Source organism: Agrobacterium sp. NPDC058088 (assembly GCF_042885035.1).
Classification (GTDB): Bacteria; Pseudomonadota; Alphaproteobacteria; order Rhizobiales; family Rhizobiaceae; genus Agrobacterium.
In genome coordinates this window covers 609,421-635,310 of record NZ_JBHVSU010000001.1, presented here as the reverse complement: position 1 = coordinate 635,310, position 25,890 = coordinate 609,421, and the positions used below count along the sequence as shown (strand labels likewise).

Annotated in this window: 35 protein-coding genes; 3 read left to right on the top strand and 32 right to left on the bottom strand. The window is 57.9% G+C overall.

The features are described 5' to 3' along the window. Window positions 1-55: 55 nt before the first annotated feature. From ACFVTJ_RS03125 to rpsL, 31 genes are all read right to left on the bottom strand, one after another. Entirely contained in the window at window positions 56-1,066 is a 1,011-nt protein-coding gene (locus ACFVTJ_RS03125; protein ID WP_003495228.1) for a DNA-directed RNA polymerase subunit alpha, read from the bottom strand. A 195-nt stretch (window positions 1,067-1,261) separates the two neighbouring features. Next, complete coding sequence (gene rpsK / locus ACFVTJ_RS03120; RefSeq protein WP_003495225.1) at window positions 1,262-1,651, bottom strand: 30S ribosomal protein S11; 390 nt, start codon at window positions 1,649-1,651, stop codon at window positions 1,262-1,264. 138 nt (window positions 1,652-1,789) lie between these two features. After that, window positions 1,790-2,158 carry a 30S ribosomal protein S13 gene (rpsM, locus tag ACFVTJ_RS03115; protein WP_003516122.1) on the bottom strand — a complete coding sequence of 123 codons (369 nt, stop codon included), beginning with the start codon at window positions 2,156-2,158 and terminating at the stop codon, window positions 1,790-1,792. Between the two features lie 302 nt (window positions 2,159-2,460). Then, entirely contained in the window at window positions 2,461-3,051 is a 591-nt protein-coding gene (locus ACFVTJ_RS03110; protein WP_003507790.1) for an adenylate kinase, read from the bottom strand. Continuing rightward, the gene (gene secY / locus ACFVTJ_RS03105; RefSeq protein ID WP_386904531.1) at window positions 3,048-4,388 is read right to left on the bottom strand and encodes a preprotein translocase subunit SecY; all 1,341 of its coding nucleotides are present in this window, start codon (window positions 4,386-4,388) and stop codon (window positions 3,048-3,050) included. The genes ACFVTJ_RS03110 and secY overlap by 4 nt, the downstream gene beginning before the upstream one ends. Then, entirely contained in the window at window positions 4,333-4,500 is a 168-nt protein-coding gene (locus ACFVTJ_RS03100) for a hypothetical protein (protein ID WP_155737506.1), read from the bottom strand. Before ACFVTJ_RS03100 ends, secY begins: the two co-directional genes overlap by 56 nt. A gap of 217 nt (window positions 4,501-4,717) precedes the next feature. Continuing rightward, on the bottom strand, window positions 4,718-5,197 hold the full coding sequence (gene rplO / locus ACFVTJ_RS03095; RefSeq protein ID WP_386904529.1) for a 50S ribosomal protein L15: 480 nt from the start codon (window positions 5,195-5,197) through the stop codon (window positions 4,718-4,720). Window positions 5,198-5,213: 16 nt separating this feature from the next. Beyond that, window positions 5,214-5,420 carry a 50S ribosomal protein L30 gene (rpmD, locus tag ACFVTJ_RS03090; protein WP_003495212.1) on the bottom strand — a complete coding sequence of 69 codons (207 nt, stop codon included), beginning with the start codon at window positions 5,418-5,420 and terminating at the stop codon, window positions 5,214-5,216. A gap of 11 nt (window positions 5,421-5,431) precedes the next feature. Further along, window positions 5,432-6,001, bottom strand: coding sequence for a 30S ribosomal protein S5 (gene rpsE / locus ACFVTJ_RS03085; protein ID WP_003495208.1), 570 nt, complete (start codon window positions 5,999-6,001; stop codon window positions 5,432-5,434). Window positions 6,002-6,120: 119 nt separating this feature from the next. Continuing rightward, window positions 6,121-6,483 (bottom strand): 50S ribosomal protein L18, encoded by a 363-nt coding sequence (gene rplR / locus ACFVTJ_RS03080; protein ID WP_386904526.1) that lies wholly within the window; start codon window positions 6,481-6,483, stop codon window positions 6,121-6,123. 12 nt (window positions 6,484-6,495) lie between these two features. Further along, window positions 6,496-7,029 (bottom strand): 50S ribosomal protein L6, encoded by a 534-nt coding sequence (gene rplF / locus ACFVTJ_RS03075; protein WP_003495204.1) that lies wholly within the window; start codon window positions 7,027-7,029, stop codon window positions 6,496-6,498. A 43-nt stretch (window positions 7,030-7,072) separates the two neighbouring features. Then, a complete protein-coding gene (gene rpsH, locus ACFVTJ_RS03070; protein ID WP_004442588.1) occupies window positions 7,073-7,471 on the bottom strand; it encodes a 30S ribosomal protein S8 in 399 nt (132 codons plus the stop codon). Window positions 7,472-7,483: 12 nt separating this feature from the next. After that, window positions 7,484-7,789: a 30S ribosomal protein S14 gene (rpsN, locus tag ACFVTJ_RS03065; protein ID WP_142845324.1), complete on the bottom strand. Its 306-nt coding sequence runs from the start codon at window positions 7,787-7,789 to the stop codon at window positions 7,484-7,486. A 33-nt stretch (window positions 7,790-7,822) separates the two neighbouring features. Beyond that, the gene (gene rplE, locus ACFVTJ_RS03060; RefSeq protein ID WP_003495201.1) at window positions 7,823-8,377 is read right to left on the bottom strand and encodes a 50S ribosomal protein L5; all 555 of its coding nucleotides are present in this window, start codon (window positions 8,375-8,377) and stop codon (window positions 7,823-7,825) included. Next, window positions 8,370-8,678: a 50S ribosomal protein L24 gene (rplX, locus tag ACFVTJ_RS03055; RefSeq protein ID WP_386904522.1), complete on the bottom strand. Its 309-nt coding sequence runs from the start codon at window positions 8,676-8,678 to the stop codon at window positions 8,370-8,372. The genes rplE and rplX overlap by 8 nt, the downstream gene beginning before the upstream one ends. 12 nt (window positions 8,679-8,690) lie before the next feature. Beyond that, window positions 8,691-9,059, bottom strand: a complete 369-nt coding sequence (rplN, locus tag ACFVTJ_RS03050) for a 50S ribosomal protein L14 (protein WP_003495199.1) — start codon at window positions 9,057-9,059, stop codon at window positions 8,691-8,693. Between the two features lie 234 nt (window positions 9,060-9,293). Then, window positions 9,294-9,530, bottom strand: a complete 237-nt coding sequence (gene rpsQ / locus ACFVTJ_RS03045) for a 30S ribosomal protein S17 (RefSeq protein WP_003495195.1) — start codon at window positions 9,528-9,530, stop codon at window positions 9,294-9,296. 11 nt (window positions 9,531-9,541) lie between these two features. Next, window positions 9,542-9,742, bottom strand: a complete 201-nt coding sequence (rpmC, locus tag ACFVTJ_RS03040; RefSeq protein WP_003495193.1) for a 50S ribosomal protein L29 — start codon at window positions 9,740-9,742, stop codon at window positions 9,542-9,544. A 12-nt stretch (window positions 9,743-9,754) separates the two neighbouring features. Continuing rightward, window positions 9,755-10,168 (bottom strand): 50S ribosomal protein L16, encoded by a 414-nt coding sequence (rplP, locus tag ACFVTJ_RS03035; RefSeq protein WP_003495190.1) that lies wholly within the window; start codon window positions 10,166-10,168, stop codon window positions 9,755-9,757. A gap of 38 nt (window positions 10,169-10,206) precedes the next feature. Then, complete coding sequence (gene rpsC, locus ACFVTJ_RS03030; RefSeq protein WP_004442600.1) at window positions 10,207-10,938, bottom strand: 30S ribosomal protein S3; 732 nt, start codon at window positions 10,936-10,938, stop codon at window positions 10,207-10,209. After that, window positions 10,938-11,327, bottom strand: coding sequence for a 50S ribosomal protein L22 (gene rplV / locus ACFVTJ_RS03025; RefSeq protein WP_006313972.1), 390 nt, complete (start codon window positions 11,325-11,327; stop codon window positions 10,938-10,940). Before rplV ends, rpsC begins: the two co-directional genes overlap by 1 nt. A gap of 2 nt (window positions 11,328-11,329) precedes the next feature. After that, window positions 11,330-11,608, bottom strand: coding sequence for a 30S ribosomal protein S19 (gene rpsS, locus ACFVTJ_RS03020; protein ID WP_003507772.1), 279 nt, complete (start codon window positions 11,606-11,608; stop codon window positions 11,330-11,332). A gap of 15 nt (window positions 11,609-11,623) precedes the next feature. Continuing rightward, the gene (rplB, locus tag ACFVTJ_RS03015) at window positions 11,624-12,460 is read right to left on the bottom strand and encodes a 50S ribosomal protein L2 (protein WP_003507771.1); all 837 of its coding nucleotides are present in this window, start codon (window positions 12,458-12,460) and stop codon (window positions 11,624-11,626) included. 43 nt (window positions 12,461-12,503) lie between these two features. After that, window positions 12,504-12,797 (bottom strand): 50S ribosomal protein L23, encoded by a 294-nt coding sequence (locus tag ACFVTJ_RS03010; protein ID WP_003495178.1) that lies wholly within the window; start codon window positions 12,795-12,797, stop codon window positions 12,504-12,506. Then, window positions 12,794-13,414 (bottom strand): 50S ribosomal protein L4, encoded by a 621-nt coding sequence (gene rplD, locus ACFVTJ_RS03005; protein WP_003495173.1) that lies wholly within the window; start codon window positions 13,412-13,414, stop codon window positions 12,794-12,796. Before rplD ends, ACFVTJ_RS03010 begins: the two co-directional genes overlap by 4 nt. Window positions 13,415-13,426: 12 nt before the next feature. Then, window positions 13,427-14,068, bottom strand: coding sequence for a 50S ribosomal protein L3 (gene rplC, locus ACFVTJ_RS03000; RefSeq protein ID WP_003507769.1), 642 nt, complete (start codon window positions 14,066-14,068; stop codon window positions 13,427-13,429). A 168-nt stretch (window positions 14,069-14,236) separates the two neighbouring features. Next, window positions 14,237-14,545 (bottom strand): 30S ribosomal protein S10, encoded by a 309-nt coding sequence (rpsJ, locus tag ACFVTJ_RS02995; protein ID WP_003507767.1) that lies wholly within the window; start codon window positions 14,543-14,545, stop codon window positions 14,237-14,239. Between the two features lie 312 nt (window positions 14,546-14,857). Continuing rightward, complete coding sequence (tuf, locus tag ACFVTJ_RS02990) at window positions 14,858-16,033, bottom strand: elongation factor Tu (RefSeq protein WP_386904489.1); 1,176 nt, start codon at window positions 16,031-16,033, stop codon at window positions 14,858-14,860. A gap of 65 nt (window positions 16,034-16,098) precedes the next feature. Further along, a complete protein-coding gene (fusA, locus tag ACFVTJ_RS02985) occupies window positions 16,099-18,198 on the bottom strand; it encodes an elongation factor G (protein WP_149744402.1) in 2,100 nt (699 codons plus the stop codon). A gap of 34 nt (window positions 18,199-18,232) precedes the next feature. After that, entirely contained in the window at window positions 18,233-18,703 is a 471-nt protein-coding gene (gene rpsG, locus ACFVTJ_RS02980; protein WP_003507761.1) for a 30S ribosomal protein S7, read from the bottom strand. A gap of 78 nt (window positions 18,704-18,781) precedes the next feature. Next, a complete protein-coding gene (gene rpsL / locus ACFVTJ_RS02975) occupies window positions 18,782-19,153 on the bottom strand; it encodes a 30S ribosomal protein S12 (protein WP_003507760.1) in 372 nt (123 codons plus the stop codon). A gap of 526 nt (window positions 19,154-19,679) precedes the next feature. Between rpsL and ACFVTJ_RS02970 the strand changes: the two genes are divergently transcribed. The 3 genes from ACFVTJ_RS02970 to ACFVTJ_RS02960 all read left to right on the top strand — a co-directional run bounded on the left by ACFVTJ_RS02970 (window position 19,680) and on the right by ACFVTJ_RS02960 (window position 21,518). Continuing rightward, window positions 19,680-19,973, top strand: a complete 294-nt coding sequence (locus tag ACFVTJ_RS02970) for a transcriptional regulator (protein ID WP_149744401.1) — start codon at window positions 19,680-19,682, stop codon at window positions 19,971-19,973. Between the two features lie 10 nt (window positions 19,974-19,983). Next, a complete protein-coding gene (locus ACFVTJ_RS02965) occupies window positions 19,984-20,334 on the top strand; it encodes a VOC family protein (RefSeq protein ID WP_386904502.1) in 351 nt (116 codons plus the stop codon). A gap of 98 nt (window positions 20,335-20,432) precedes the next feature. After that, window positions 20,433-21,518, top strand: coding sequence for a helix-turn-helix transcriptional regulator (locus ACFVTJ_RS02960; protein ID WP_386904500.1), 1,086 nt, complete (start codon window positions 20,433-20,435; stop codon window positions 21,516-21,518). Between the two features lie 143 nt (window positions 21,519-21,661). Here the strand turns inward: ACFVTJ_RS02960 and rpoC are convergent, their stop codons facing one another. Beyond that, the gene (gene rpoC / locus ACFVTJ_RS02955) at window positions 21,662-25,870 is read right to left on the bottom strand and encodes a DNA-directed RNA polymerase subunit beta' (RefSeq protein WP_386904498.1); all 4,209 of its coding nucleotides are present in this window, start codon (window positions 25,868-25,870) and stop codon (window positions 21,662-21,664) included. Window positions 25,871-25,890: the final 20 nt, after the last annotated feature.

Here is a 25,890-nt window from a genome sequence, read left to right as displayed (position 1 = left end):
ACTTATCTGCTGTTTGACGGGGAAAGGCAGTCTTTAAGGTCTGCCTTTTTGATTGTTAGTACTGGTCTTCGTAACGCTTGGCGAGATCTTCGATGTTCTCTGGCGGCCATGCCGGCACTTCCATGCCGAGGTGCAGACCCATGGAAGCGAGAACTTCCTTGATTTCGTTCAGCGACTTGCGACCAAAGTTCGGCGTGCGGAGCATTTCGGCTTCGGTCTTCTGGATCAGGTCGCCGATGTAAACGATGTTGTCGTTCTTCAGGCAGTTTGCCGAACGAACCGACAGCTCGAGCTCGTCGACCTTCTTGAGAAGCGCCGGGTTGAACGCGAGTTCCGTAACCGATTCTTCTTCTGCTTCCTTTTGCGGCTCGTCGAAGTTGACGAAGACGCCCAGCTGGTCCTGAAGAATGCGAGCGGCGAAGGCAACGGCGTCTTCGCCGGAAACCGAACCGTTGGTCTCGATCGTCATGATCAGCTTGTCATAGTCGAGAACCTGACCTTCACGGGTGTTTTCCACCTTGTAGGACACTTTCTTGACCGGAGAATAGAGGCTGTCCACCGGAATGAGGCCAATCGGGGCATCTTCCGCGCGGTTGCGCTCAGCCGGTACGTAACCCTTGCCGTTGTTGACGGTGAATTCCATGCGGATTTCAGCGCCATCGTCGAGCGTGCAGATCACGTGGTCGGGGTTCAGGATCTCGATGTCGCCAACCGTCTGGATGTCACCAGCGGTTACGGCACCCGGGCCCTGCTTGCGCACGACCATGCGCTTGGAATCGTCACCATCCATCTTGATGGCGATTTCCTTGATGTTGAGCACGATATCCGTCACATCTTCCCGAACGCCGGGGATGGAGGAGAATTCGTGCAGGACACCGTCGATCTGCACGGCCGTAACAGCGGCGCCGCGCAGAGAAGACAAGAGAACGCGACGCAGCGCGTTGCCGAGGGTAAGACCGAAACCACGCTCCAGCGGCTCGGCAACCAGCGTTGCCTTGGTGCGGCTGGACGAGGTGAACTCGACCTTGTTCGGCTTGATAAGTTCCTGCCAGTTCTTCTGAATCATCTTTAAACCTTCCGTTCGCCGCCACCATCCAATCGTGACGGACCGAGCATGAAAACACCGAGAGGAACCTAATTCAGTGGTTCATCGGTGGGTTCTTGAGCGCAAGTCCGTCGATCGAAATCGACGCGCACACGCCAGATACACGAAAATTCCGCCAGACCTGAGGAAAGGCGGAATTTCCGAACCACGGTCGCGTCAGACGCGGCGCTTCTTGCGCGGACGGCAACCGTTGTGCGGGATCGGCGTCACGTCGCGAATGGAAGTGATCATGAAACCGGCAGCCTGCAGAGCGCGAAGTGCCGATTCACGACCGGAACCCGGACCGCAAACTTCAACTTCAAGCGACTTCATGCCGTGTTCCTGAGCCTTCTTCGCGCAATCTTCAGCAGCGATCTGAGCAGCAAACGGGGTCGACTTACGCGAACCCTTGAAGCCCTTGGCACCAGCGGACGACCAGGCAATAGCATTGCCCTGTGCGTCGGTGATGGTGATCATCGTGTTGTTGAAGGTCGAGTTGACGTGCGCGACGCCAGACGTGATATTTTTGCGTTCGCGACGACGGACGCGTGCGGCTTCCTTGGCCATTTTATACCTTTCATTGATCTCTTCACCGCCGTAACACCAGCGGCTACACCGGCAATCAGCCCGTATTCGAGCTTTTCGCCAAACTCAGAAAGGCTGGCGCGGACTGCACCAGCCTCCCCTTTCCGGAGAACCGGAAAATTACTTCTTCTTACCAGCGATAGCCTTCGCCGGACCCTTGCGGGTGCGGGCGTTGGTGTGCGTGCGCTGACCGCGGACCGGAAGGCCACGACGGTGACGCAGGCCGCGGTAGCAACCGAGGTCCATCAGACGCTTGATGTTCATCGAGGTCTCACGACGCAGGTCACCTTCGACCTGATAGTCGCGGTCGATAGCTTCGCGGATCTGAAGAACTTCAGCATCCGTCAGCTGATGAACGCGCTTGTCAGCCGGAAGACCGACCTTGTCCATGATTTCCTGCGCAAATTTCGGACCAATCCCATGAATGTAGGTCAGCGCAATAACAACGCGCTTCGCAGTCGGGATGTTGACGCCAGCGATACGTGCCACGTCTTTTCTCCTTGGTTCCAGTTGCCATCCGGCAAGTGGTGATTCCATTTGAGCGGCCGAAAGACCGCCAGTTCAAATTGGTGTCCGTGACAAGTCAAAACGACCGAACCCGGATCTCCCTTCCCTAAGGGAAATCCGCGCCAGTCGCTTGGGATGTCGCGAGTTGGCGCGGTGTTTAACGGAATCAGCGCAAAAAAGCAACCGGCTCCGCCAAGATTCTTTTGCGATCCAAAGGATCAGCCGCCTTTCGGAAAAGGAATATGGGCAAGAACGCAACAGTCCTCACCCATTCATTCCTTCGATCAGGCAGAGGCTTTCTCGAGAACGCGCTCGATAGCCTCGGTGACGGCGTCGACATCCGCCATGCCATCCAGCGTCACGAGCTCGCCCTGTTCGCTGTAATAAGCGGACAGCGGCGCAGTCTTTTCGCGATATTCAGTCAGGCGCTTGCGGAAAGCTTCCGGATTATCGTCAGAGCGAACAGTACCGCCGGCGGCAATGGTTTCAGCCACGCGGTTTTCGATTCGGCGAATCAGCGCCTCTTCATCCACTTTGAGCTCGATGACGGCGTCGAGAACCAGGTTCTTCTTGCGCATGTTGTCGGCAAGCGCCTTCGCCTGCGGAACGGTGCGCGGATAACCGTCGAGAATGAAACCCTTGGCACAGTCCGGAGCTTCGATGCGCTCGGAAACGATCTGATTGACGATATCGTCGGATACCAGCCCGCCGGCGTCCATGACGGCCTTGGCGCGCTTGCCGATTTCGGTGCCCGCGCTGACCGCAGCGCGCAGCATGTCACCGGTTGAAAGCTGGGGGATCCCGTACTTGTCAGTCAGCCGCTTGGCCTGGGTTCCCTTGCCCGCACCCGGCGGACCCAAAAATATCAGTCTCATCGTCCCCTCTTTCCTCCACGCAACTTCGACTTCTTGATCAGACCTTCATACTGCTGGGCGATCAGGTGACCCTGAATCTGCGCAACCGTATCCAGAGTTACACTGACAACGATCAAAAGCGAAGTACCACCAAGGGCTAATGGAATGCCCGTACGTGCGATAAGTGTCTCAGGAAGGATACAGACGAAGACCAGATAAATCGCGCCGACCACAGTGATGCGGGTCAGAACGTAATCAATGTACTCCGCGGTGCGCTCGCCCGGACGGATGCCCGGAATGAAGCCGCCATGCTTCTTGAGGTTGTCAGCCGTATCCTTCGGATTGAACACGATCGCCGTGTAGAAGAAGGCGAAGAAAGCAATCAGCAAGCCGTAGAGCACCATGAACAGCGGTTGGCCATGCTGGAGCGACGCGATGATCGAAGTCGCCCAGGTCGGCAGGTTGGTGTTACCTGCAAAGCCCGCAGCCGTTGCCGGCAGAAGCAGCAGCGACGATGCGAAGATCGCGGGAATGACGCCGGCGGTGTTGAGCTTCAGCGGCAGATGCGAGGTATCGCCCTGGAACATCCGGTTGCCCACCTGGCGCTTCGGATATTGTATCAGCAGGCGGCGCTGGGCGCGCTCCACGAAGACGATCAGCGCGATGACGCCGATGGCGACGATGACGACCATGAGAATGAGCGGCGTCGACAGCGCACCGGTACGGCCGAGCTCAAGCGTGCCGGCAAGCGCCTTGGGCAGACCTGCGGCAATGCCCGCGAAGATGATCAGCGAAATACCGTTGCCGATACCGCGCGACGTGATCTGCTCGCCAAGCCACATCAGGAACATCGTGCCGCCGAGCAGCGTGATGACGGTGGAAATGCGGAAGAACATGCCCGGATCAACCACAAGGCCATTGCCGCTTTCAAGGCCGACCGCAATGCCATAGGCCTGCAGCGTACCGAGCAGCACCGTGCCGTAGCGTGTGTACTGGTTGATGATCTTTCGGCCGGCTTCGCCTTCCTTCTTCAACGCTTCGAGCGAGGGCACGACCGAGGTCATGAGCTGCACGATGATCGAAGCGGAGATGTAAGGCATGATGCCGAGAGCGAAAATTGCCATGCGCTCGACAGCGCCACCCGCAAACATGTTGAAAAGACCAAGAATACCGTTGGCCTGGCCACGGAAGGCCTGCGCATAGGCTTCGGGGTTCAGGCCCGGAAGCGGAATATGGGTGCCGAGACGGTAGACGAGAAGTGCGGCAAGAGTAAACCAGAGACGCTTTTTCAGATCCTCCGCCTTAGCGAAGGTCGAAAAATTCAGGTTCGAAGCCAGTTGTTCCGCTGCTGAAGCCATAAATTTCTCCGAATGACCCTTGCCAGCCAGCAATACCGGCCAATGCGGAAAGGTCTAAAAGATACTGGTCAAAACCGGGCTTCGGACGAATGCAGCTCTTGGCCGCCATCATGCCTCACCCTGTTTTTTATGTCCTATCCCCTCCCCTATGGAAGTTCAAGAACTGTGAGGCTCTCCCTGCGGCACTTTCTGCCGCAAGCGGGGCCAAGAAAGCACACCGCGAGAGATTGCCCTGATGCTCTATAAATCGATTTAGATCGAAAGCAACAGCGGCCAGGGAGCGCAAACGCCCGGAGCGACATGCGCACCGGGCGTCTGAAGTTTATATATTACTCGGAAGCTTCAACTGCAACTGCGAGAAGCTTGATCGAGCCGCCAGCCTTTTCGATCTTTTCGAGCGCGGGCTTGGAAGCGCCGGCAACTTCGAACGAGACCTTGGACTTCAGCTCGCCGTCGGCGAGAATGCGTACGCCGTCCTTGGCGCGACGGATGACGCCGGCAGCCTTGAGAGCAGCGGCATCGATCGTTGCGGAAGCATCAAGCTTCTTGGCGTCGATGGCAGTCTGAATGCGGCCGAGCGATACGACAACAAATTCGGAAGCGAAGATGTTGTTGAAACCGCGCTTCGGCAGGCGACGGTAGATTGGCATCTGACCGCCTTCGAAGCCGTTGATGGCGACGCCCGAACGAGCCTTCTGACCCTTCACACCGCGACCACCGGTCTTGCCCTTGCCGGAACCGATACCGCGACCTACGCGGATACGATCCTTGGAGGCGCCTTCGTTGTCTCTGATTTCATTGAGTTTCATGATAGGTTACTCCGTCTCACTTCTCGTCAACGACGCGAACGAGATGCTGGACCGCGCGGATCATGCCGCGAACCGCAGGAGTATCTTCCAGGGTACGCTGACGATGCATCTTGTTGAGACCCAGACCCACCAGCGTCTGACGCTGGATTGCCGGGCGGCGAATAGGGCTGCCGATCTGTTCGACCGTAACAGTCTTCTTGGCTTCAGTAGTCTTCTTGGCCATGATCCAGCTCCTTATTCTTCAGAAGCGTTGCCGGAAGCGGCACGGCGAGCCTGAAGGGTCGCATACTTCAGACCGCGCTGTGCAGCGATGTCCTTCGGATGAACCTGATGCTTCAGAGCGTCAAACGTAGCGCGAACCATGTTGTACGGGTTCGACGAACCGGTCGACTTCGCAACAACGTCGTGAACGCCGAGCGTTTCGAAAACGGCGCGCATCGGACCACCGGCGATGATACCGGTACCGGCCTTGGCCGAACGCAGCAGAACCTTGCCTGCGCCGTGACGGCCATTGACGTCGTGATGAAGCGTACGGCCATCACGCAGCGGAACGAAGATCAGATCGCGCTTTGCGCTTTCAGTTGCCTTGCGGATTGCTTCCGGAACTTCACGAGCCTTGCCGTGACCGAAACCAACGCGCCCCTTCTGGTCGCCAACAACAACGAGAGCGGCGAAGCCGAAGCGACGGCCACCCTTAACAACCTTTGCAACGCGGTTGATCGCGACCAGCTTGTCGACGAATTCGCTATCGCGCTCTTCACGGTTCTGGCGATCGTCGCGAGAACCTCTTTTTTCCTGTGCCATTGTCCTTGTCCTTTTTCTTTTACGGGTGGAACGGCAAACGAAAAGACCAGCGGCCTCAACGAGGAGATCCGCATGGTCCGGTGAAATTCTGCCCGGATCGTTGTCCGGGCAGAAAAAGATCAGAAGTTCAGACCGCCTTCGCGGGCAGCTTCAGCCACGGCCTTGATGCGGCCGTGATAGATGAACGCGCCACGGTCGAAAACGACTTCCTTGACGCCAGCCTTGACGGCGCGCTCGGCAACCAGCTTGCCGACAACAGCTGCTGCTGCAACGTCGGCGCCGGTCTTGAGCGAACCGCGCAGATCAGCTTCGAGCGTGGAGGCAGACGCAAGCGTCTTGCCAGCAACGTCATCGATGATCTGGGCATAGATGTTCTTCGACGAGCGATGAACCGACAGGCGCGGACGGCCGTTGGCAACCGCCTTGATCTGGCGGCGCACGCGGCTCGCGCGACGTGCAAGTGCTTCTTTCCTGCTAGCCATTTCGCGTGATCCTTACTTCTTCTTGCCTTCTTTGCGGACAATACGCTCTTCAGCGTACTTCACGCCCTTGCCCTTGTAGGGCTCGGGACCGCGGTATTCGCGGATTTCCGCGGCTACCTGGCCAACCTGCTGCTTGTTGATGCCGGAAACGATGATTTCCGTCGGCTTCGGAACGGCAATGGTGATGCCGACCGGAGGCTCGTAAACAACGTCGTGGCTGAAGCCGAGAGCCAGCTGCAGGTTCTTGCCCTGCATGGCGGCACGGTAACCAACGCCGTTGATTTCGAGCTTGCGCTCATAGCCGTCCTTAACACCCTTGAAGATGTTCTCGATCATCGTGCGGGACATGCCCCACTTCGAACGAGCTTCCTTGGTGCCGTTAGCCGGCGTTACGGAAACGCCGTTATCTTCGAGCTTCAGCTGAATGTCGTCGTTAGCGACGAAAAACAGTTCACCCTTCGGGCCCTTAGCAGTAACCTTCTGGCCGTCGACATTGGCCGTCACACCTGCTGGAACCGGAACGGGCTTTTTACCGATACGAGACATTATTCAATCCTGTCTGTTCGTTATGGAGATCCTTGCTCGGGCCTTAGAAGACCGAGCAAAGAACCTCGCCACCAACGTTCTGTTCGCGAGCCTGGTGATCGGCCATCACGCCCTTCGGGGTCGAAAGGATGGTGATGCCGAGGCCGTTCGCGACCTGCGGAATGGACTTTACCGAGACATAAACCCGGCGGCCCGGCTTGGAAACGCGGCCGATCTCACGGATCACCGACGCACCTTCGTAGTACTTCAGCTCGATGGTGAATTCGGACTTGCCGTTTTCAAAATCGACCTTGGAATAACCGCGGATGTAGCCTTCAGACTGCAGCACGTCGAGAACGCGTGCGCGCAGGCTGGAAGCAGGCGTGCTTACCGAAGACTTACGGCGAGCAGCACCATTGCGGATGCGGGTGAGCATATCACCCAAAGGATCAGTCATGGTCATGTGCCCGTCTCCTTACCAGCTCGACTTGACAATGCCCGGCACCTTGCCGGAATTGCCCAGCTCACGAAGCGCGATACGCGACATCTTGAGCTTGCGATAGAACGCGCGCGGACGGCCCGTTACTTCGCAGCGGTTGCGGATACGCGTCTTCGAGCCGTCACGCGGCAGCGAAGCGAGCTTCAGAGTGGCCTTGAACCGGTCTTCGATCGGAAGGGACTGGTTCATCACGATCGCCTTGAGGGCAGCGCGCTTGCTGGCCTGCTGAGCGACCGACTTGCGGCGGCGCTTGTTCTTTTCAACTGCGCTTGTTTTCGCCATATCGGAGTTCCTTTTCTACGCTCGTCGTTACGGTTAGTGACGGAACGGGAAGTTGAACTCTGTCAGCAGAGCCCGAGCTTCGTCGTCCGACGTCGCCGTCGTGCAAACGATGATGTCCATGCCCCACATCTGATCAACCTTATCGTAGTTGATCTCAGGGAACACAATGTGTTCCTTGATGCCCATGGCGAAGTTGCCACGGCCGTCAAAGCTCTTCGGGTTCAGGCCCCGGAAGTCGCGAACGCGCGGCAGCGCGATGTTGACCAGACGATCAAGGAATTCGTACATGCGGGCGCCACGAAGTGTAACCTTCGCACCGATCGGCATGCCTTCGCGAACCTTGAAACCAGCGATCGAGTTGCGAGCGCGGGTAACGACCGGCTTCTGGCCGGCAATCGCAGCCAGATCACCGGCAGCGATGGTGGGCTTCTTGGAGTCGGCAGTCGCTTCGCCAACGCCCATGTTGATCACGATCTTTTCAAGCTTCGGGATCATCATGACGTTTGCGTAGGAGAACTTCTCCTGCATGGCGCCACGGATACGGGAAACGTATTCCGTCTTGAGACGCGGCTCGTACTTATCAGCCATCGATCACTTCTCCCGAACGCTTGGCCACGCGGACCTTCTTGCCATCCACAACAGAGAAGCCAACGCGGGTCGGCTTGCCATCCCTGTCGACGATGGCGATGTTGGAGATGTGCAAGGATGCTTCCTTGTTGATGATGCCGGCTTCCTGGGCCTGGGTCTGGCGCTGGTGACGCTTCACCATGTTAACGCCACGCACAACGGCCCGATCTTCCTTCGGCAAAACCTGGATTACTTCGCCGGTACGGCCCTTGTCCTTACCGGTCAATACGACAACCTTGTCGCCTTTACGAATTTTCTGCATCGCATACGCTCCTTACAGTACTTCCGGAGCCAGCGAGATGATCTTCATGTGGTTCTTGGCGCGAAGTTCGCGCGGAACCGGTCCGAAGATACGGGTGCCGATGGGCTCTTTCTTGTTGTCGATAAGAACGGCTGCGTTGTTATCGAAACGGATGACGCTGCCGTCAGCGCGGCGGATGTCCTTGGCGGTGCGCACGACAACCGCCTTCATCACGTCGCCCTTCTTGACGCGGCCGCGCGGAATAGCTTCCTTGATGGAAACGACAATAATGTCGCCAACAGAAGCATATTTGCGCTTCGAGCCGCCCAGCACCTTGATGCACATGACACGACGTGCGCCGGAATTATCCGCCACGTCGAGGTTTGTTTGCATCTGAATCATGTCAGGTCGCCTTCTTGTTGTTACCGGAACGGTTGGGCAAACTCTCCCGAGCGAGCCCCCTGCCCCAGCTTATGAATATCTCTTTTTTTGCGCGGAAAAATCGTGACAGGGTGGTTTCCCGAAGGACCTTCCGTGCGCATCAAAGCAAAAGACGCTCGGGTCACGAGCGTCCTTGCGCTGCTTCATACAGGAATTCGCGCCAAGTGCAAGACACAAGGCGCGATTCTGATGAAATTAAGCCTGGGCGGAAACGACCGTCCAGCGCTTGTCCTTGGAGATCGGTGCGCATTCCTCGATGGAAACGACATCGCCGACCTTATACTGATTGTTTTCGTCGTGTGCCTTGTACTTCTTCGAACGACGAACGGTCTTCTGAAGCAGCGGGTGAGCGAATCGACGCTCAACACGAACTACGACAGTCTTCTCGTTCTTGTCGGACACAACGACGCCCTGCAGAATGCGTTTCGGCATATTATTCTTCCTTAGGCCTTGGCTTCTGCCGCCTTCTGGCGGGCAATGGTTTTAACGCGGGCGATATCCTTGCGGACTTCGTTGATGCGCGAGGACTTCTCCAGCTGACCAGTTGCCTTCTGGAAGCGCAGGTTGAACTGCTCCTTCTTCAGATCGGCGAGCTTGTCCTTGAGCTGGTCGGCGCTGAGGCCGCGAACTTCATCGGCTTTCATGTGCCTTGCTCCTTACTCTGCGATGCGCTGTACGAAGCGCGTCTTGACCGAGAGCTTGGCAGCGCCGAGACGAAGCGCCTCACGGGCGATCTCCTCGGACACACCGTCGATCTCGAACATCATACGACCGGGCTTGACCTTGCATGCCCAGTAATCGACCGAACCCTTGCCCTTACCCATACGAACTTCGGTCGGCTTTGCCGTTACCGGAACGTCGGGGAATACGCGGATCCACACGCGACCTGCGCGCTTCATGTAACGCGTGATCGCGCGGCGGGCCGCTTCGATCTCGCGTGCATTCACGCGGTTCGGTTCCTGCGACTTCAAGCCGAATTCACCGAATGCCAGGTCAAAGCCGCCCTTGGCGACGCCCTTGATGCGTCCCTTGAACTGCTTACGGTACTTAGTACGCTTTGGCTGCAACATTTTCTTACTTCTCCGAGCTTATCTTTCGCCAGCGTCAATCAAGCGTTTTCGCGACGACGATCGCCACGATCGCCACGCTCACGGCTTGCAGGGCCCTGTGCGTCGCCTTCGAGACCGCGACGCTCAGAGGCCATCGGATCGTGCTCAAGGATTTCGCCCTTGAAGATCCAGACCTTGATGCCGCAGATGCCGAATGCGGTTTCAGCTTCAGCCGTGCCGTAGTCGATGTCCGCACGCAGCGTGTGCAGCGGAACGCGACCTTCGCGGTACCATTCGGTACGAGCGATTTCAGCACCGCCGAGACGGCCGCCGCAGGTGATCTTGATGCCTTCGGCCCCAAGACGCATTGCGGACTGAACAGCACGCTTCATCGCACGGCGGAAAGCCACGCGGCGCTCGAGCTGCTGAGCGATCGACTGGGCAACCAGCGTCGCGTCGATTTCCGGCTTGCGCACTTCAACGATGTTGAGGTGCGTTTCGGAGTTGGTCATCTCGGAAAGCTTCTTGCGAAGCTTCTCGATGTCTGCACCCTTCTTGCCGATGATCAGACCCGGACGAGCCGAGTGGATCGTGACGCGGCACTTCTTGTGCGGACGCTCGATGACGACCTTGGCGATACCGGCCTGCTTGAGTTCCTTGATCAGGTAAGCCCGGATCTTGAGGTCTTCATGCAGCAGCTTGCCGTATTCTGCGGTGTCAGCGTACCAGCGGCTATCCCAGGTACGGTTGATGCCGAGGCGGAAGCCGATCGGATTGATTTTCTGACCCATTATGCGGCCTCCCCTTTTTCCTCAACTTCACGAACAACGATCGTGAGGTGAGCGAACGGCTTTTCAATGCGGGAAGCACGACCACGGCCACGAGCGTGGAAACGCTTCATGGTGATGGACTTGCCAACATAGGCCTCGGCGACGACGAGAGCGTCGACGTCGAGGTCATGGTTGTTTTCCGCATTGGCAATTGCAGATTCGAGCGTCTTCTTGACGGTGCCTGCAATGCGCTTGCGGGAGAATTCGAGCTCGGCGAGAGCGCGATCAACCTTCTTGCCACGGATAAGAGCGGCAACCAGGTTCAGTTTCTGGGGGCTGACGCGGAGCGTACGGGCAATGGCCTGAGCCTCATTGTCCTTCAGCCGGCGTTCGGTCTTAGCCTTCGCCATGATTACTTCCTCTTTGCCTTCTTGTCCGCGCCGTGACCGTAATAGGTACGGGTCGGAGAGAATTCACCGAACTTGTGTCCGACCATGTCTTCGTTGACCGAGACGGGCACATGCTTGCTGCCGTTGTACACGCCAAACGTCAGACCGACGAACTGCGGCAGGATCGTGGAGCGACGGCTCCAGATCTTGATTACTTCGTTACGTCCGCTCTCGCGCACCTTCTCAGCCTTGGTGAGAAGATAGCCGTCAACAAACGGACCTTTCCATACTGAACGAGCCATGAGTGACTACCTCTCTTACTTCTTACGCTGATGGCGCGAGCGCATGATGAACTTGTCGGTCGACTTGTTCGAACGGGTGCGCTTGCCCTTCGTGGGCTTGCCCCACGGAGTAACCGGGTGGCGACCACCCGACGTGCGACCTTCACCACCACCGTGCGGGTGGTCGACCGGGTTCATGACGACGCCGCGAACGTGCGGACGCTTGCCGCGCCAACGAGAACGACCGGCCTTGCCGTCGTTGATGTTGCCGTGGTCCGAGTTCGAAACAGCGCCGATCGATGCGAGGCAGGAGCCGTGCACCAGACGCTGTTCGCCCGAGTTGAGACGCAGGATGGCCATACCGGCATCGCGGCCGACGAGCTGGACATACGTACCGGCGGAGCGAGCGATCTGACCGCCCTTGCCCGGCTTCATCTCGACGTTGTGGATGATCGAACCGACCGGAATGTACTGAAGCGGCATGGTATTGCCGGGCTTCACGTCCACTGCCTTGTCGGAGGCGATCACCTTGTCACCAGCAGCGAGACGCTGTGGCGCGAGAATGTAAGCCTGTTCGCCGTCGGTATACGTAACCAGCGCGATGAACGCGGTGCGGTTGGGGTCGTATTCCAGACGTTCAACGGTGCCTTCAACGTCAAACTTGCGACGCTTGAAGTCAACCAGACGGTAGGTCCGCTTGTGACCGCCACCCTGGAAACGGACGGTGATCCGGCCCTGGTTGTTACGGCCACCCTTGGAGCTGAGGCCCTGGGTGAGAGCCTTTACCGGCTTGCCCTTGTAGAGCGAAGCGCGGTCCACGATAACCAGCTGACGCTGGCTCGGCGTGGTCGGATTGAAACTTTTCAATGCCATATTCTTGTTCCCTTTTGGGTCTTTGCCCGCTTGGGCCTAACCTTTAGAGTCCGGTGGACACGTCGATGGATTGACCTTCGGCGAGCGTAACGACGGCTTTCTTGACGTCCTTAAGCTTACCGGCGAACCCACGGAAACGACGGGTCTTACCCTTGCGGATAAGCGTGTTCACAGCCGTGACTTTGACGCCGAAGAGAGCTTCCACGGCAGCCTTGATTTCAGGCTTGGAAGCGCTTTTGGCGACGTTGAATACGACCTGGTTCTGTTCGGATACCAGCGTCGACTTTTCCGTGATCGAAGGAGATACGATCACATCGTAGTGGCGAAGATCCGTCATTTGAACCGCTCCTCCAGAGCCTCTACAGCAGCCTTGGAAAGCACCAGCTTGCCACGGCGCAGGATGTCGTAAACATTGATGCCCTGTACCGGCAGAACGTCCACGTTCGGGATGTTCTGAGCAGCGAGCTTGAAGTTGCCATCAAGTTCAGCGCCGCCGATAACGAGAGCGTTGGTCAGGCCAAGCGAAGCGAAGCTGCCCAGCAGAGCCTTGGTCTTTGCTTCGGACGCAACGAGCTGATCGACGATGATCAGTTCTTCAGCCTTCAGCTTTGCAGACAGGGCGTGACGCAGAGCGAGCGCGCGAACCTTCTTCGGAAGGTCGTGTGCATGGCTGCGAACGACCGGGCCGTGGGCCTTGCCGCCGCCGCGGAACTGCGGTGCGCGAGCCGAATGGTGACGAGCGCGGCCCGTACCCTTCTGCTTGTACATCTTCGCACCGGTGCGGGAAACTTCCGACCGGTTCTTGGACTTGTGGGTTCCCTGCTGCTTCTTTGCAAGCTGCCAGCGAACCATGCGGGCCAGGATGTCCTGGCGGGGGTCGAGGCCGAAGATCTCATCCGACAGAGAAACCTTGCCGGCGTCTTTTCCCTCGAGGGTCTTGACGTTCAATTCCATGATAAGGCTCCCTTACTTCGCAGCCGACTTGACGGCGTCGCGGACGATGATCCAGGAACCCTTCGAGCCGGGAACTGCACCCTTCACGAGGATGAGGCCACGGTCTTCATCGGTCGAAACGACTTCGAGGTTCTGGGTCGTAACGCGCGTCTGGCCCATATGACCAGCCATGCGCTTGCCCTTCCAGACGCGGCCCGGATCCTGGTTGTTACCGGTCGAACCGTGTGCACGATGCGATACGGAGTTACCGTGCGAAGCGCGGCCACCACCGAAGTTGTGACGCTTCATAGCACCGGCAAAACCTTTACCGATCGTGGTTCCAGTGACGTCGACCAGCTGGCCGGACTGAAAATGATTTGCGGTCAGTGTTGCACCGATGTCGATCAGGTTCTCGGGGGAAACCCGGAACTCGACGAGCTTGGCTTTCGGTTCGACATTGGCAGCGGCAAAGTGACCGCGAAGCGCCTTCGTCGTGTTCTTGACCTTGGACTGGCCGGCACCGAGCTGAACTGCGGTATAGCCATTCTTGTCTTCCGTGCGCTGGGCAACGACTTGTACGTTATCCAGTCGCAATACTGTTACGGGGATATGTTCACCTGCGTCGTTATAGACGCGTGTCATACCCACTTTCTGTGCAATCACACCTGAACGCATTGGTTCATCCTCTTGCGAGCCTTGAAGGGAAAACCCTCTCTGGCCTTTGTTAAGGAGTGCCCTTCGACATCTCACGATGTTTCCGGTCTCCGGTTTGGAAGTCGTTGGATTGCTCCACGTACCTTCCTTGTTATTTCAGCCCTCACCTTGGATGGATCGGGCCGGGTCTTAGAGCTTGATTTCCACGTCAACGCCAGCAGCGAGGTCGAGCTTCATCAGAGCATCGACAGTCTGCGGGGTGGGGTCAACGATATCGAGAAGACGCTTGTGCGTCCGCATTTCGAACTGTTCACGGCTCTTCTTATCAACGTGAGGAGAGCGGTTGACGGTAAACTTTTCGATGCGGGTGGGGAGCGGAACCGGGCCGCGAACGCTGGCGCCGGTGCGCTTTGCGGTCGACACGATTTCACGGGTAGAGGCATCGAGGATCCGGTGATCGAACGCCTTGAGGCGGATACGGATATTCTGGCCGTTCATTCGTCTTGTCCTTGTTCTTTGTTATTCATTTCCGCACGCGGAAACACATGAACTTCTATTGATCGTGGCGCCGCAGATTTTCAAAAATCGAGAGGAGATGCGCGTCGCACCCCAATCATTTCAGTAGTCTGTATTGCTAAAAACACCGCGCTTCGCAATCGCTTGCGAATCCAGCGGTGATTGTGAGTGCGCGTTTACGCGCTTTCACCGAATTTTTCAAGCACTAAAAATGCAACGCCGCCAGGCTTTTTATGAAAAGTCCGGCGGCGGTGTTGTTCACACCGCCGCCAGTCAGAATTTCAACGGTCGAAATTACTCGACGATCGAAGCCACGATGCCGGCGCCGACGGTACGGCCGCCTTCGCGGATAGCGAAGCGCAGCTTTTCTTCCATCGCGATCGGAACGATCAGCTCAACTGCAACCGTGACGTTGTCGCCAGGCATAACCATTTCCGTGCCTTCCGGCAGGGAAACGATACCGGTAACGTCCGTCGTGCGGAAGTAGAACTGCGGACGGTAGTTCGTGAAGAACGGCGTATGACGGCCGCCTTCTTCCTTCGTCAGGATGTAGGCTTCTGCCATGAACTTCTTGTGCGGCTTGACCGAACCCGGCTTGCACAGGATCTGACCACGCTCAACGCCGTCACGGGTAACGCCGCGAACGAGTGCACCGATGTTGTCGCCAGCCTGGCCCTGGTCGAGCAGCTTGCGGAACATTTCAACGCCGGTAACAGTCGTCTTCGAAGTCGGACGGATGCCGACGATTTCAACTTCTTCACCAACCTTGACGATACCGCGCTCAACGCGACCCGTCACAACCGTACCACGGCCAGAGATCGAGAACACGTCTTCGATCGGCATCAGGAACGGCTGGTCGATCGGACGCTCAGGCGTCGGGATGTAGGCGTCAACAGCAGCCATCAGCTCGCGGATCGCGTCTTCACCGATCTTCTTGTCGGAATCTTCAAGAGCAGCAAGTGCCGAACCCTTGATGATCGGGATATCGTCGCCTGGGAAGTCGTAGGACGACAGAAGTTCGCGAACTTCGAGCTCGACGAGCTCGAGAAGCTCGGCGTCGTCAACCTGGTCGACCTTGTTGAGGAACACGACGATTGCCGGAACGCCAACCTGACGGGCAAGCAGGATGTGCTCGCGGGTCTGCGGCATCGGGCCGTCAGCAGCCGAGCAAACCAGGATCGCGCCGTCCATCTGGGCAGCACCGGTGATCATGTTCTTCACGTAGTCGGCGTGGCCGGGGCAGTCAACGTGAGCGTAGTGACGGTTCGGCGTCTCATACTCAACGTGGGCCGTCGAAATCGTGATACCACGAGCCTTCTCTTCAGGAGCGGCGTCGATTTGGTCATACGCCTTGAACTCGCCGAAATACTTCGTGATCGCAGCAGTCAACGACGTCTTGCCGTGGTCGACGTGACCGATCGTGCCAATGTTGACGTGCGGCTTATTGCGCTCAAACTTGCTCTTTGCCATTAGTGGCTCTCCATTCTTGTCCCTTGACGGGAATAATCTTCAAAATTCGGTGGGGCGTACCCCGATCACTTCTGACCGGAGTACTTAGCCTGGATTTCCTGCGCCACGTTCGACGGAACCGGCGAATAGTGGTCGAACGTCATCGAGTACTGAGCGCGACCCTGCGACATGGAGCGCAGGTTGTCGACGTACTTGAACATGTTCGCGAGCGGAACATGTGCATTGATGACGACGGCGATACCACGGCTTTCCTGGCCCTGGATCTGACCACGACGGGAGTTCAGGTCGCCGATAACGTCGCCGACATAGTCTTCCGGCGTTACGACTTCGACCTTCATCATCGGCTCGAGAAGCTGTGCACCAGCCTTCTTCGCTGCTTCACGGAAGCAGGCACGCGATGCGATTTCGAAGGCGAGAACCGACGAGTCAACATCGTGGAATGCACCGTCGATCAGCGTCGCCTTGACGCCGAGCATCGGGAAGCCAGCGAGCGGACCGGAAGACAGAACGCTTTCGATACCCTTCTGAACGCCCGGGATGTATTCCTTCGGAACAGCACCACCGACGATCTTCGACTCGAACTTGAAGTCTTCGCCTTCGGGGTTCGGTTCGAAGATGATCTTCACGCGAGCGAACTGACCGGTACCACCGGACTGCTTCTTGTGCGTGTAGTCTTCTTCGTGCTGACGCGTGATCGTTTCGCGATAGGCAACCTGCGGCGCGCCGACGGTGGCTTCAACCTTGAACTCGCGACGCATACGGTCAACGAGAATGTCGAGGTGAAGTTCGCCCATGCCCGCGATGATCGTCTGACCGGACTCTTCGTCGGTCTTGACGCGGAACGAAGGATCTTCAGCAGCCAGACGGTTGAGCGCGAGGCCCATCTTTTCCTGGTCGCCCTTGGTCTTCGGCTCGATCGCGATCTGGATGACCGGCTCGGGGAATTCCATACGCTCAAGGATAACCGGCTTCAGCGGATCGCAGAGCGTATCGCCAGTGGTGGTTTCCTTGAGGCCAGCCAGAGCAACGATGTCGCCGGCAAAGGCTTCTTCGATGTCTTCACGGCTGTTGGAGTGCATCTGCAGCATACGGCCGACGCGCTCGCGCTTGTCCTTGACCGTGTTGATGACAGACGTACCCTTTTCGAGCTTGCCCGAGTAGATGCGTGCGAAGGTCAGCGAACCGACGAAGGGGTCGTTCATGATCTTGAACGCGAGCATGGAAAGCGGCTCGCTGTCATCGGCATGACGCTCGATTTCGGCTTCGGTCTTGAAGTCGATACCCTTGATCGCCGGGATATCCAGCGGAGAAGGCAGGTAGTCGACGACGGCGTCGAGAAGCGGCTGAACGCCCTTGTTCTTGAACGCGGTACCGCAGAACATCGGGTGGAACTTCACGTCGATGGTGCCGCGGCGAACGAGCGCACGGATCTTGTCGTTGTCGGGCATGATGCCGTTCAGGTAGTCTTCCATCGCTTCTTCGTCGATCTCGACAACGGTCTCGATCAGCTTTTCGCGATATTCGTCAGCCTTGGCCTTCATGTCCTCAGGGATCTCGACGACGTCCCACTGAGCGCCGAGCGATTCGTCGCGCCAGATGAGTGCGTTCATCTCGATCAGGTCGATAACGCCCTTGAACTCGGTCTCAGCGCCGATCGGCAGCTGCATGACAACGGCAATGGCGCCGAGACGGGTCTTGATCATTTCTACCGAGCGGTAGAAGTCAGCACCGGTCTTGTCCATCTTGTTGCAGAAGATCATGCGCGGAACATGATACTTCTCAGCCTGACGCCAGACGGTTTCCGTCTGCGGCTCAACACCGGCGTTGGCGTCGAGCAGCGCGATGGCGCCGTCGAGAACGCGCAGCGAACGCTCGACTTCAATGGTGAAGTCAACGTGGCCGGGGGTGTCGATGATGTTGAAACGGCGCATCTTGCCGTCGCGACCCTTCCAGAAGGTCGTGGTCGCAGCAGACGTGATGGTGATACCACGCTCCTGCTCCTGTTCCATCCAGTCCATCGTGGCAGCGCCATCATGAACTTCGCCGATCTTGTGCGACTTACCGGTGTAATAAAGAATACGCTCGGTGGTCGTCGTCTTGCCGGCGTCGATATGCGCCATGATACCGAAATTGCGGTAGTCTTCGATTTTATATTCGCGAGCCATAATGGACTGCCTTTCGATATGCGACCGTTTAAGATTACCAGCGGTAATGCGAGAATGCGCGGTTGGCGTCGGCCATCTTGTGCGTGTCTTCGCGCTTCTTGACAGCGGAACCACGGTTGTTCGCAGCGTCCATGAGTTCGCCGGAAAGGCGATCGACCATGGTCGTTTCGTTGCGCTTGCGAGCAGCAGTGATCAGCCAGCGGATGGCGAGAGCCTGGCGGCGCTCCGGACGAACGTCGACCGGGACCTGGTAGGTTGCACCACCAACGCGGCGCGAACGCACTTCAACGTGCGGAGCAACGTTGTCGAGGGCGGAGTGGAACACGCCGAGCGGCTCCTGCTTCGTCTTGCCCTGAACGACGTCGAACGCGCCGTAAACGATGCTTTCTGCAACCGACTTCTTGCCATGAAGCATGATGGCATTCATGAACTTGGTGACGACCAGATCGCCGAACTTCGGGTCCGGGTTGATCTCACGCTTTTCTGCACTATGGCGACGGGACATATTCTTTGTCTCTCAATGTTATTGACGCTTTACCACGCGGAGAACCTCGCGCAGCGCCGGAATTTGTTTAAACCCGAATTACTTCGGACGCTTCGCACCGTACTTGGAGCGGCGCTGCTTGCGGTTCTTGACGCCCTGGGTATCGAGAACACCGCGGATGATGTGGTAACGAACGCCCGGCAAGTCCTTTACGCGGCCGCCGCGGATCATAACTACGGAGTGTTCCTGAAGGTTGTGACCTTCGCCCGGAATGTAGCCAATGACTTCGAAGCCGTTGGTGAGGCGGATCTTGGCAACCTTACGGAGAGCCGAGTTCGGCTTCTTCGGGGTCGTCGTGTAAACGCGGGTGCAAACACCACGCTTCTGCGGGTTTTCCTGAAGAGCAGGAACCTTGTTGCGCTTTACCTGTGCCTGGCGAGGCTTGCGGATCAGCTGGTTTACGGTAGGCATATAACCATCCCTTGCAAAAACTACTTTAGCCACCCTCACGGGTGGCGGCTATGCCGTTGCCGGCGACGATGCACGCATATATCCTCATGCGCAAAACGTGGCCCGATCCGTTTTCACGGATGGACCACCAAGAGCAGAGGACACCGGATGAGGCGTCTTGCGTGCAACATTCGTGTCTTCTACGTGCAATGGAGACCCGTTTGAGATGATGTTCGGGAAAAAGCTTACCGAACGGCCAGCACCCACAGAGGCTCCGATGGCGGGCGTACTACTGTTTTAGCCAGCTTTCGTCAAGGGTGAATCCACATTTTGCGCCGCCACCCCTAGCCGCAAAGCCCGCGCCCGGGCCATTTCCAACGCGCTTTAACATAAGTCTGCGCAGAAGGCAGCGATTTTGACCTCCGCGCTTTGGCTTTTCACAAAATCCGTCTATTGATTCCCTCAGGGCGGGCCGGATCGGTCTCGCCACCCGCAGGACCGATTCCATCGGCCCGCATGACAGCAACGAAAGATCAAGGAACGCGTCATGACCACCCTCCCCGACAACGACAACGGACGCGACGAGCCGATGGTCTTCATCGTCATCGGCAAGGCTTACGAAACCGACAACTCCGAGGGTATCGACATTCACGTCATCCTCAGGGCGCCGGACGACGATACCGCCGTGCGCGAAACGCTGAACGCGCTTTCCGAGGAAGGCTTCATCGAAGCCGATCTCGACCAGATCGGCATGCTGACCGAGATCCCGGATGAAGAGCCTCACGCCTCCGCCTATCAGGGCGCGCTTGAAGGCGAAGTCGCCATCATCCGCTTCGCCTGAGGTTCAAACCATGGCGGTCAGACGTGTCGTCGCCAATATAGCAACACCAGACCCCGCGCGGGCTCAGGCGTTCTACGGTGACATTCTCGGCATGCCCGTCGCCATGGATCACGGCTGGATCGTCACCCATGCCAGCCCGCTCGAAGCGCGGGTTCAGGTGAGTTTTGCACGCGAAGGCGGCTCCGGCACGGATGTGCCGGACCTCTCCATCGAGGTCGACAACTTCGACGAGGTCCACGCTCGAATCCTGACGGCCGAGCTCCCGATCGAATACGGCCCCGCAGTCGAGGCGTGGGGTGTACGCCGCCTGTTCGTACGTGACCCCTTCGGCAAACTCATCAATATATTAAGTCACTTATAGATTATATACTTTGAGTACAGTAGTATTAATTTTTTATACATTGAACATCTAGCCGACATCAGCTTAGAGTAGTTCCGACGCAAATTTTCGGTGGCGGGTTGGATACTATATCGTCGGCAGACATTATCGATGACATTTATGAAGCGGCGCTTTTTCCTGACCGCTGGATACAGGTTCTGGTAGCTGTTTGCCGCCATCTCAATTTCTGGGCCGGCGCGATTACCTGGGGCAAGGGAGAAGACCAGGTCTGGCTTTACACGCCGAGCTTTCAGGAACTGATGAAGGACTTCGTCGCGGGCGGCTGGAACCACCGCAATGATCGTCTCAGCCGCATCGCGCGGGAAGGCCAATTCTCCTTCGCGCGGGATTTGGACGTCTTCAATCATGAGGAATGGGCCGAACTGCCGATCGTTCGTGACTTTCTCATGCCCCGCGGTCTCGGGCACGGCGCGGCGACACAGGTCGCTCCACCCGGCCATCCGGAGATGACAGTGCTGTTTGAACGCAGGCTCGACGCTGGCGTCATCACGCCTGAAACCATGGCAGCACTCGGCGGACTGAGACCGCATATCGCCCGTAGCCTCACGCTCGCAACACAGTTGCAGCGACAGAAGGCCGATGCGATGACCCTTGGTCTCAACGCCATTGGCGCGCCGGCCGCAGTGCTGCAGACGAGCGGCCGCATTCTCTCGGCCAACGATTTGTTCCTGTCATTACAGAAATGCTTCTCCGCCCGCACGCGCGACAGAATCACCATCGCCGATGAGAGAGTGAACCGGCTGCTCTACAAGGCACTCTCCGGGCAAGACGCCGGCTCCTTCCCTCTCCCCGCCAACGAAGACGGCGCCTGCATTCTCCACCTCATACCGTTGCGCAAGAGCGCGCTGGATTTTTCACCCAACGGCAACGCAATCGCGCTCGTATCGCAGCCGACGGGCACCATTGCCGACGCAAACACGTTACTGAAGGGTCTCTACGATCTGACTAAGGGCGAAGCGCGGGTAGCGTTGGAAATCATGAAGGGGCTTTCGCTCCCGGCGGTGGCGAAGCAACTGAAAGTCTCCCACGAAACCGTTCGCAGCAACGCCAAGTCGATCTACGCAAAGACCGGCAGCACCGGCAAGACCGACCTCGTTCGCCGGCTTTCCGTTCTCACTCGCTACAACATCCGCGGACAGGGCTAAGTCACCTTCCGTGGATGGAGATCCGGATTCACTGGCAAAGAGTAAGAAGCCTTCCAAATTCCGCTCAAACAAAAAACGCCCGGATTGCTCCGGGCGTTTTTCACTGAACTCTGGAGGGGCTTCGCAAAGCCCCTGCCCTTGCCTTATTCGGCGGCCGGAACCTGGTCCGTCATGTCCTGCAGCATCTGGTTCGCAGAGCCTGCGCCCGTACCCTTGCGGCGTTCCTCGAGAATGAGGTCGTCGCGCGAGGTGGCAATACGGCGAATCTGCGTCATGGTGCCGCCAGTACCGGCCGGGATGAGACGGCCGACGATGACGTTTTCCTTGAGGCCCTGCAGCGTGTCCGTCTTGCCGGCAATCGCAGCTTCCGTGAGAACCTTGGTGGTTTCCTGGAAGGATGCGGCCGAGATGAAGGACGGCGTCTGCAGCGAAGCCTTGGTGATACCGAGCAGAACCGGCTCGCCATAGGCAGGCTTCTTGCCTTCTTCGATCAGGCGGTCGTTGTTGTCATCGAGCTCGATGCGATCAACGTTGTCACCCACGATGTACTGGCTGTCGCCAGCATCGGTGATTTCAACCTTCTGCAGCATCTGGCGAACGATCACCTCGATGTGCTTGTCGTTGATCACAACGCCCTGCAGACGATAGACTTCCTGGATTTCGTTCACGAGGTAGGAAGCCAGAGCCTCCACGCCCTTGATCGCCAGAATGTCATGCGGTGCCGGGTTACCGTCGAGGATGTATTCACCCTTTTCGATATAGTCGCCTTCCTGAAGGTGGAAGGGCTTGCCCTTCGGGATCAGGTATTCGACCGGCTCGACGCCGTCTTCCGCAGGCTCGATCATCACGCGACGCTTGTTCTTGTAGTCGCGGCCCAGCCGGATCGTACCATCGATCTCTGCGATGATGGCGTGGTCCTTCGGACGCCGGGCTTCGAACAGTTCCGCAACGCGCGGCAGACCACCGGTGATGTCCTTCGTCTTGGCGCTTTCCAGCGGCGAACGTGCAAGCACGTCACCCTGGGAGACCTTCGCACCAGGCTCGACCGACAGGATGGCGTCAACCGAGAGCTGGAAGCGGGCTTCGCCACCGCGGGCAAGCTTCGCAACAGCGCCGGACGCGTCCTTGATGACGATCGCAGGCTTGAGGTCCGAACCGCGCGGTGTCGAACGCCAGTCAATGACCTGACGCTTGGTGATGCCGGTGGATTCGTCGGTCGCTTCCAGAACGGAGAGGCCGTCGACGAGGTCTTCGAAGTGAACGGTACCTTCCACTTCCGTCATCATCGGACGGGTGTAGGGGTCCCACTCTGCAAGACGCTGACCGCGCTTTACCTTGTCGCCATCGTCCACGAAGATCTTCGAACCGTATGCAACGCGCTGCGAAGACCGCTCCTGGCCGCGCTCATCGAGAATGGTGACGGCCATGTTACGGCCCATCGCGATAAGAACGCCTTCGGAGTTCCGCAGAATGTTGCGGTTCTTGATCTGGATCGTGCCTTCGTACGAAGCTTCGAGGAACGACTGGTCGACCACGTTCGCCGTACCGCCAAGGTGGAAGGTACGCATGGTAAGCTGCGTGCCCGGTTCACCGATCGACTGTGCGGCGATGACGCCAACGGCTTCGCCCATGTTGACAGGCGTACCGCGTGCAAGGTCACGACCGTAGCAGACGCCGCAGACGCCGATCTGCACTTCGCAGGTCAGAGCCGAACGGATGCGAACGGACTGGATGCCCGCCTTCTCGATGGCAGCCACGTCGGCTTCATCGATGAGCGTACCGGCCTTGACGATGTTCTCGCCGGAAACCGGATGATCGATATCATCCAGAGCCGTACGGCCGAGAATACGTGCGCCGAGCGAGGCAACGACCTGACCGGCATCGACGATCGCGGTCATGGTGAGGCCCTTGTCGGTACCGCAATCCCTGGAGTTGACGATGCAGTCCTGCGCGACGTCAACGAGACGACGGGTCAGGTAACCCGAGTTCGCGGTCTTCAGGGCGGTGTCTGCAAGACCCTTACGGGCACCGTGCGTCGAGTTGAAGTACTCGTTAACGGTCAGGCCTTCCTTGAAGTTCGAGATGATCGGGGTCTCGATGATTTCACCCGACGGCTTTGCCATCAGGCCGCGCATGCCGCCCAGCTGACGCATCTGGTTCGGAGAACCACGAGCACCCGAGTGGGACATCATGTAGATGGAGTTCATCGGCTTCTGACGGCCCGTTTCCGGATCGAACTCGACAGCCTTGATGCGTGCCATCATTTCTTCGGCGACCTTCTCGGTTGCCTTGCCCCAGGCGTCGACAACCTTGTTGTACTTTTCGCCCTGGGTGATGAGACCATCATTATACTGCTGTTCGTATTCCTTCACCAAGGCTTCGGTGTCGCCGACGATCTTCACCTTGCTGTCCGGAATGACCATGTCGTCCTTGCCGAACGAAATGCCGGCGCGGCAGGCGTGGCTGAAGCCGAGCTGCATGATGCGGTCGCAGAAGATGACCGTGTCTTTCTGGCCGCAGTGACGGTAGACCGTGTCGATCATCTTGGAGATGTTCTTCTTGGTCATTTCCTGGTTGCAGACGTCGAAAGGCACGTTGACGTTCTTCGGCAGAAGTTCGCCAATCAGCATACGGCCAGGGGTCGTCTCATGGATCTTCGAAACCGGCTTGCCATCGGCATCCACGGTCTTGAAGCGGCCACGGATCTTGGCATGCAGCGTCACGACCTTGTTTTCAAGCGCGTGATGTAGCTCACCGATGTCGGAGAAGGCCATGCCTTCGCCCGGCTCGTTCTGGTTCATGATCGACAGGTAATACAGGCCGAGAACCATGTCCTGCGAAGGAACGATGATCGGGTGGCCGTTTGCCGGATGCAGGATGTTGTTGGTCGACATCATCAACACGCGCGCTTCCAGCTGGGCTTCCAGCGAAAGCGGAACGTGAACAGCCATCTGGTCACCGTCGAAGTCGGCGTTGAAGGCCGTGCAGACGAGCGGATGCAGCTGGATGGCCTTGCCTTCGACCAGCATGGGTTCGAAAGCCTGGATACCCAGACGGTGCAGCGTCGGTGCGCGGTTCAGCAGAACCGGATGTTCGCGGATGACCTCGTCGAGGATATCCCAAACTTCAGGCTTTTCCTTTTCAACCAGCTTCTTGGCCTGCTTGACGGTCGAGGAATAACCCTTGGCGTCAAGACGGGCGTAGATGAACGGCTTGAACAGTTCGAGCGCCATCTTCTTCGGCAGGCCGCACTGGTGCAGCTTGAGCTCCGGACCGGTCACGATAACCGAACGACCGGAATAGTCGACGCGCTTGCCGAGAAGGTTCTGGCGGAAGCGGCCCTGCTTGCCCTTGAGCATATCGGAGAGCGACTTCAACGGACGTTTGTTGGCGCCCGTGATGACGCGGCCGCGACGGCCGTTATCGAACAGCGCATCGACGGATTCCTGCAACATACGCTTTTCGTTGCGGATGATGATGCCAGGCGCACGAAGCTCGATCAGACGCTTCAGACGGTTGTTACGGTTGATAACGCGGCGATAGAGATCGTTGAGGTCGGACGTCGCAAAACGACCGCCATCCAGCGGAACCAGCGGACGCAGGTCCGGCGGGATCACGGGAACGACCTTCATGATCATCCATTCCGGGCGGTTGCCGGATTCCATGAAGTTCTCGACGATCTTCAGGCGCTTCATCAGCTTCTTCTGCTTGAGATCGGACGTGGTCTCAGCAAGTTCGGCACGCAGGTCGCCGGCGATCTTTTCGAGGTTCATCGAAGCCAGCATCTCGTAGATGGCTTCAGCGCCGATCATGGCGGTGAACTGATCTTCGCCGAACTCGTCAACGGCGATCATGTACTCTTCTTCAGACAGAAGCTGGTTCTGCTTGAGAGAAGTGAGGCCAGGCTCGGTGACGATGTAGTTCTCGAAATAGAGAACGCGCTCGACATCCTTCAGCGTCATGTCGAGCAGGGTCGAGATACGCGAAGGAAGCGACTTCAGGAACCAGATGTGGGCAACCGGCGCTGCGAGCTCGATATGGCCCATGCGCTCACGGCGAACGCGCGACAGCGTGACTTCGACGCCGCACTTTTCGCAGATGATGCCCTTGTACTTCATGCGCTTGTACTTGCCGCACAGGCACTCATAGTCCTTGATCGGTCCGAAGATACGCGCGCAGAAAAGACCGTCACGCTCAGGCTTGAACGTACGGTAGTTGATGGTTTCCGGCTTCTTGATCTCGCCGTAGGACCACGACAGGATTTTTTCCGGCGAAGCGATCGAAATCCGGATGGAATCGAAATGCTGCGCAGGCACCTGAGGATTGAAAAGATTCATGACCTCTTGGTTCATGCCTTGTCTCCTTGAGAGGC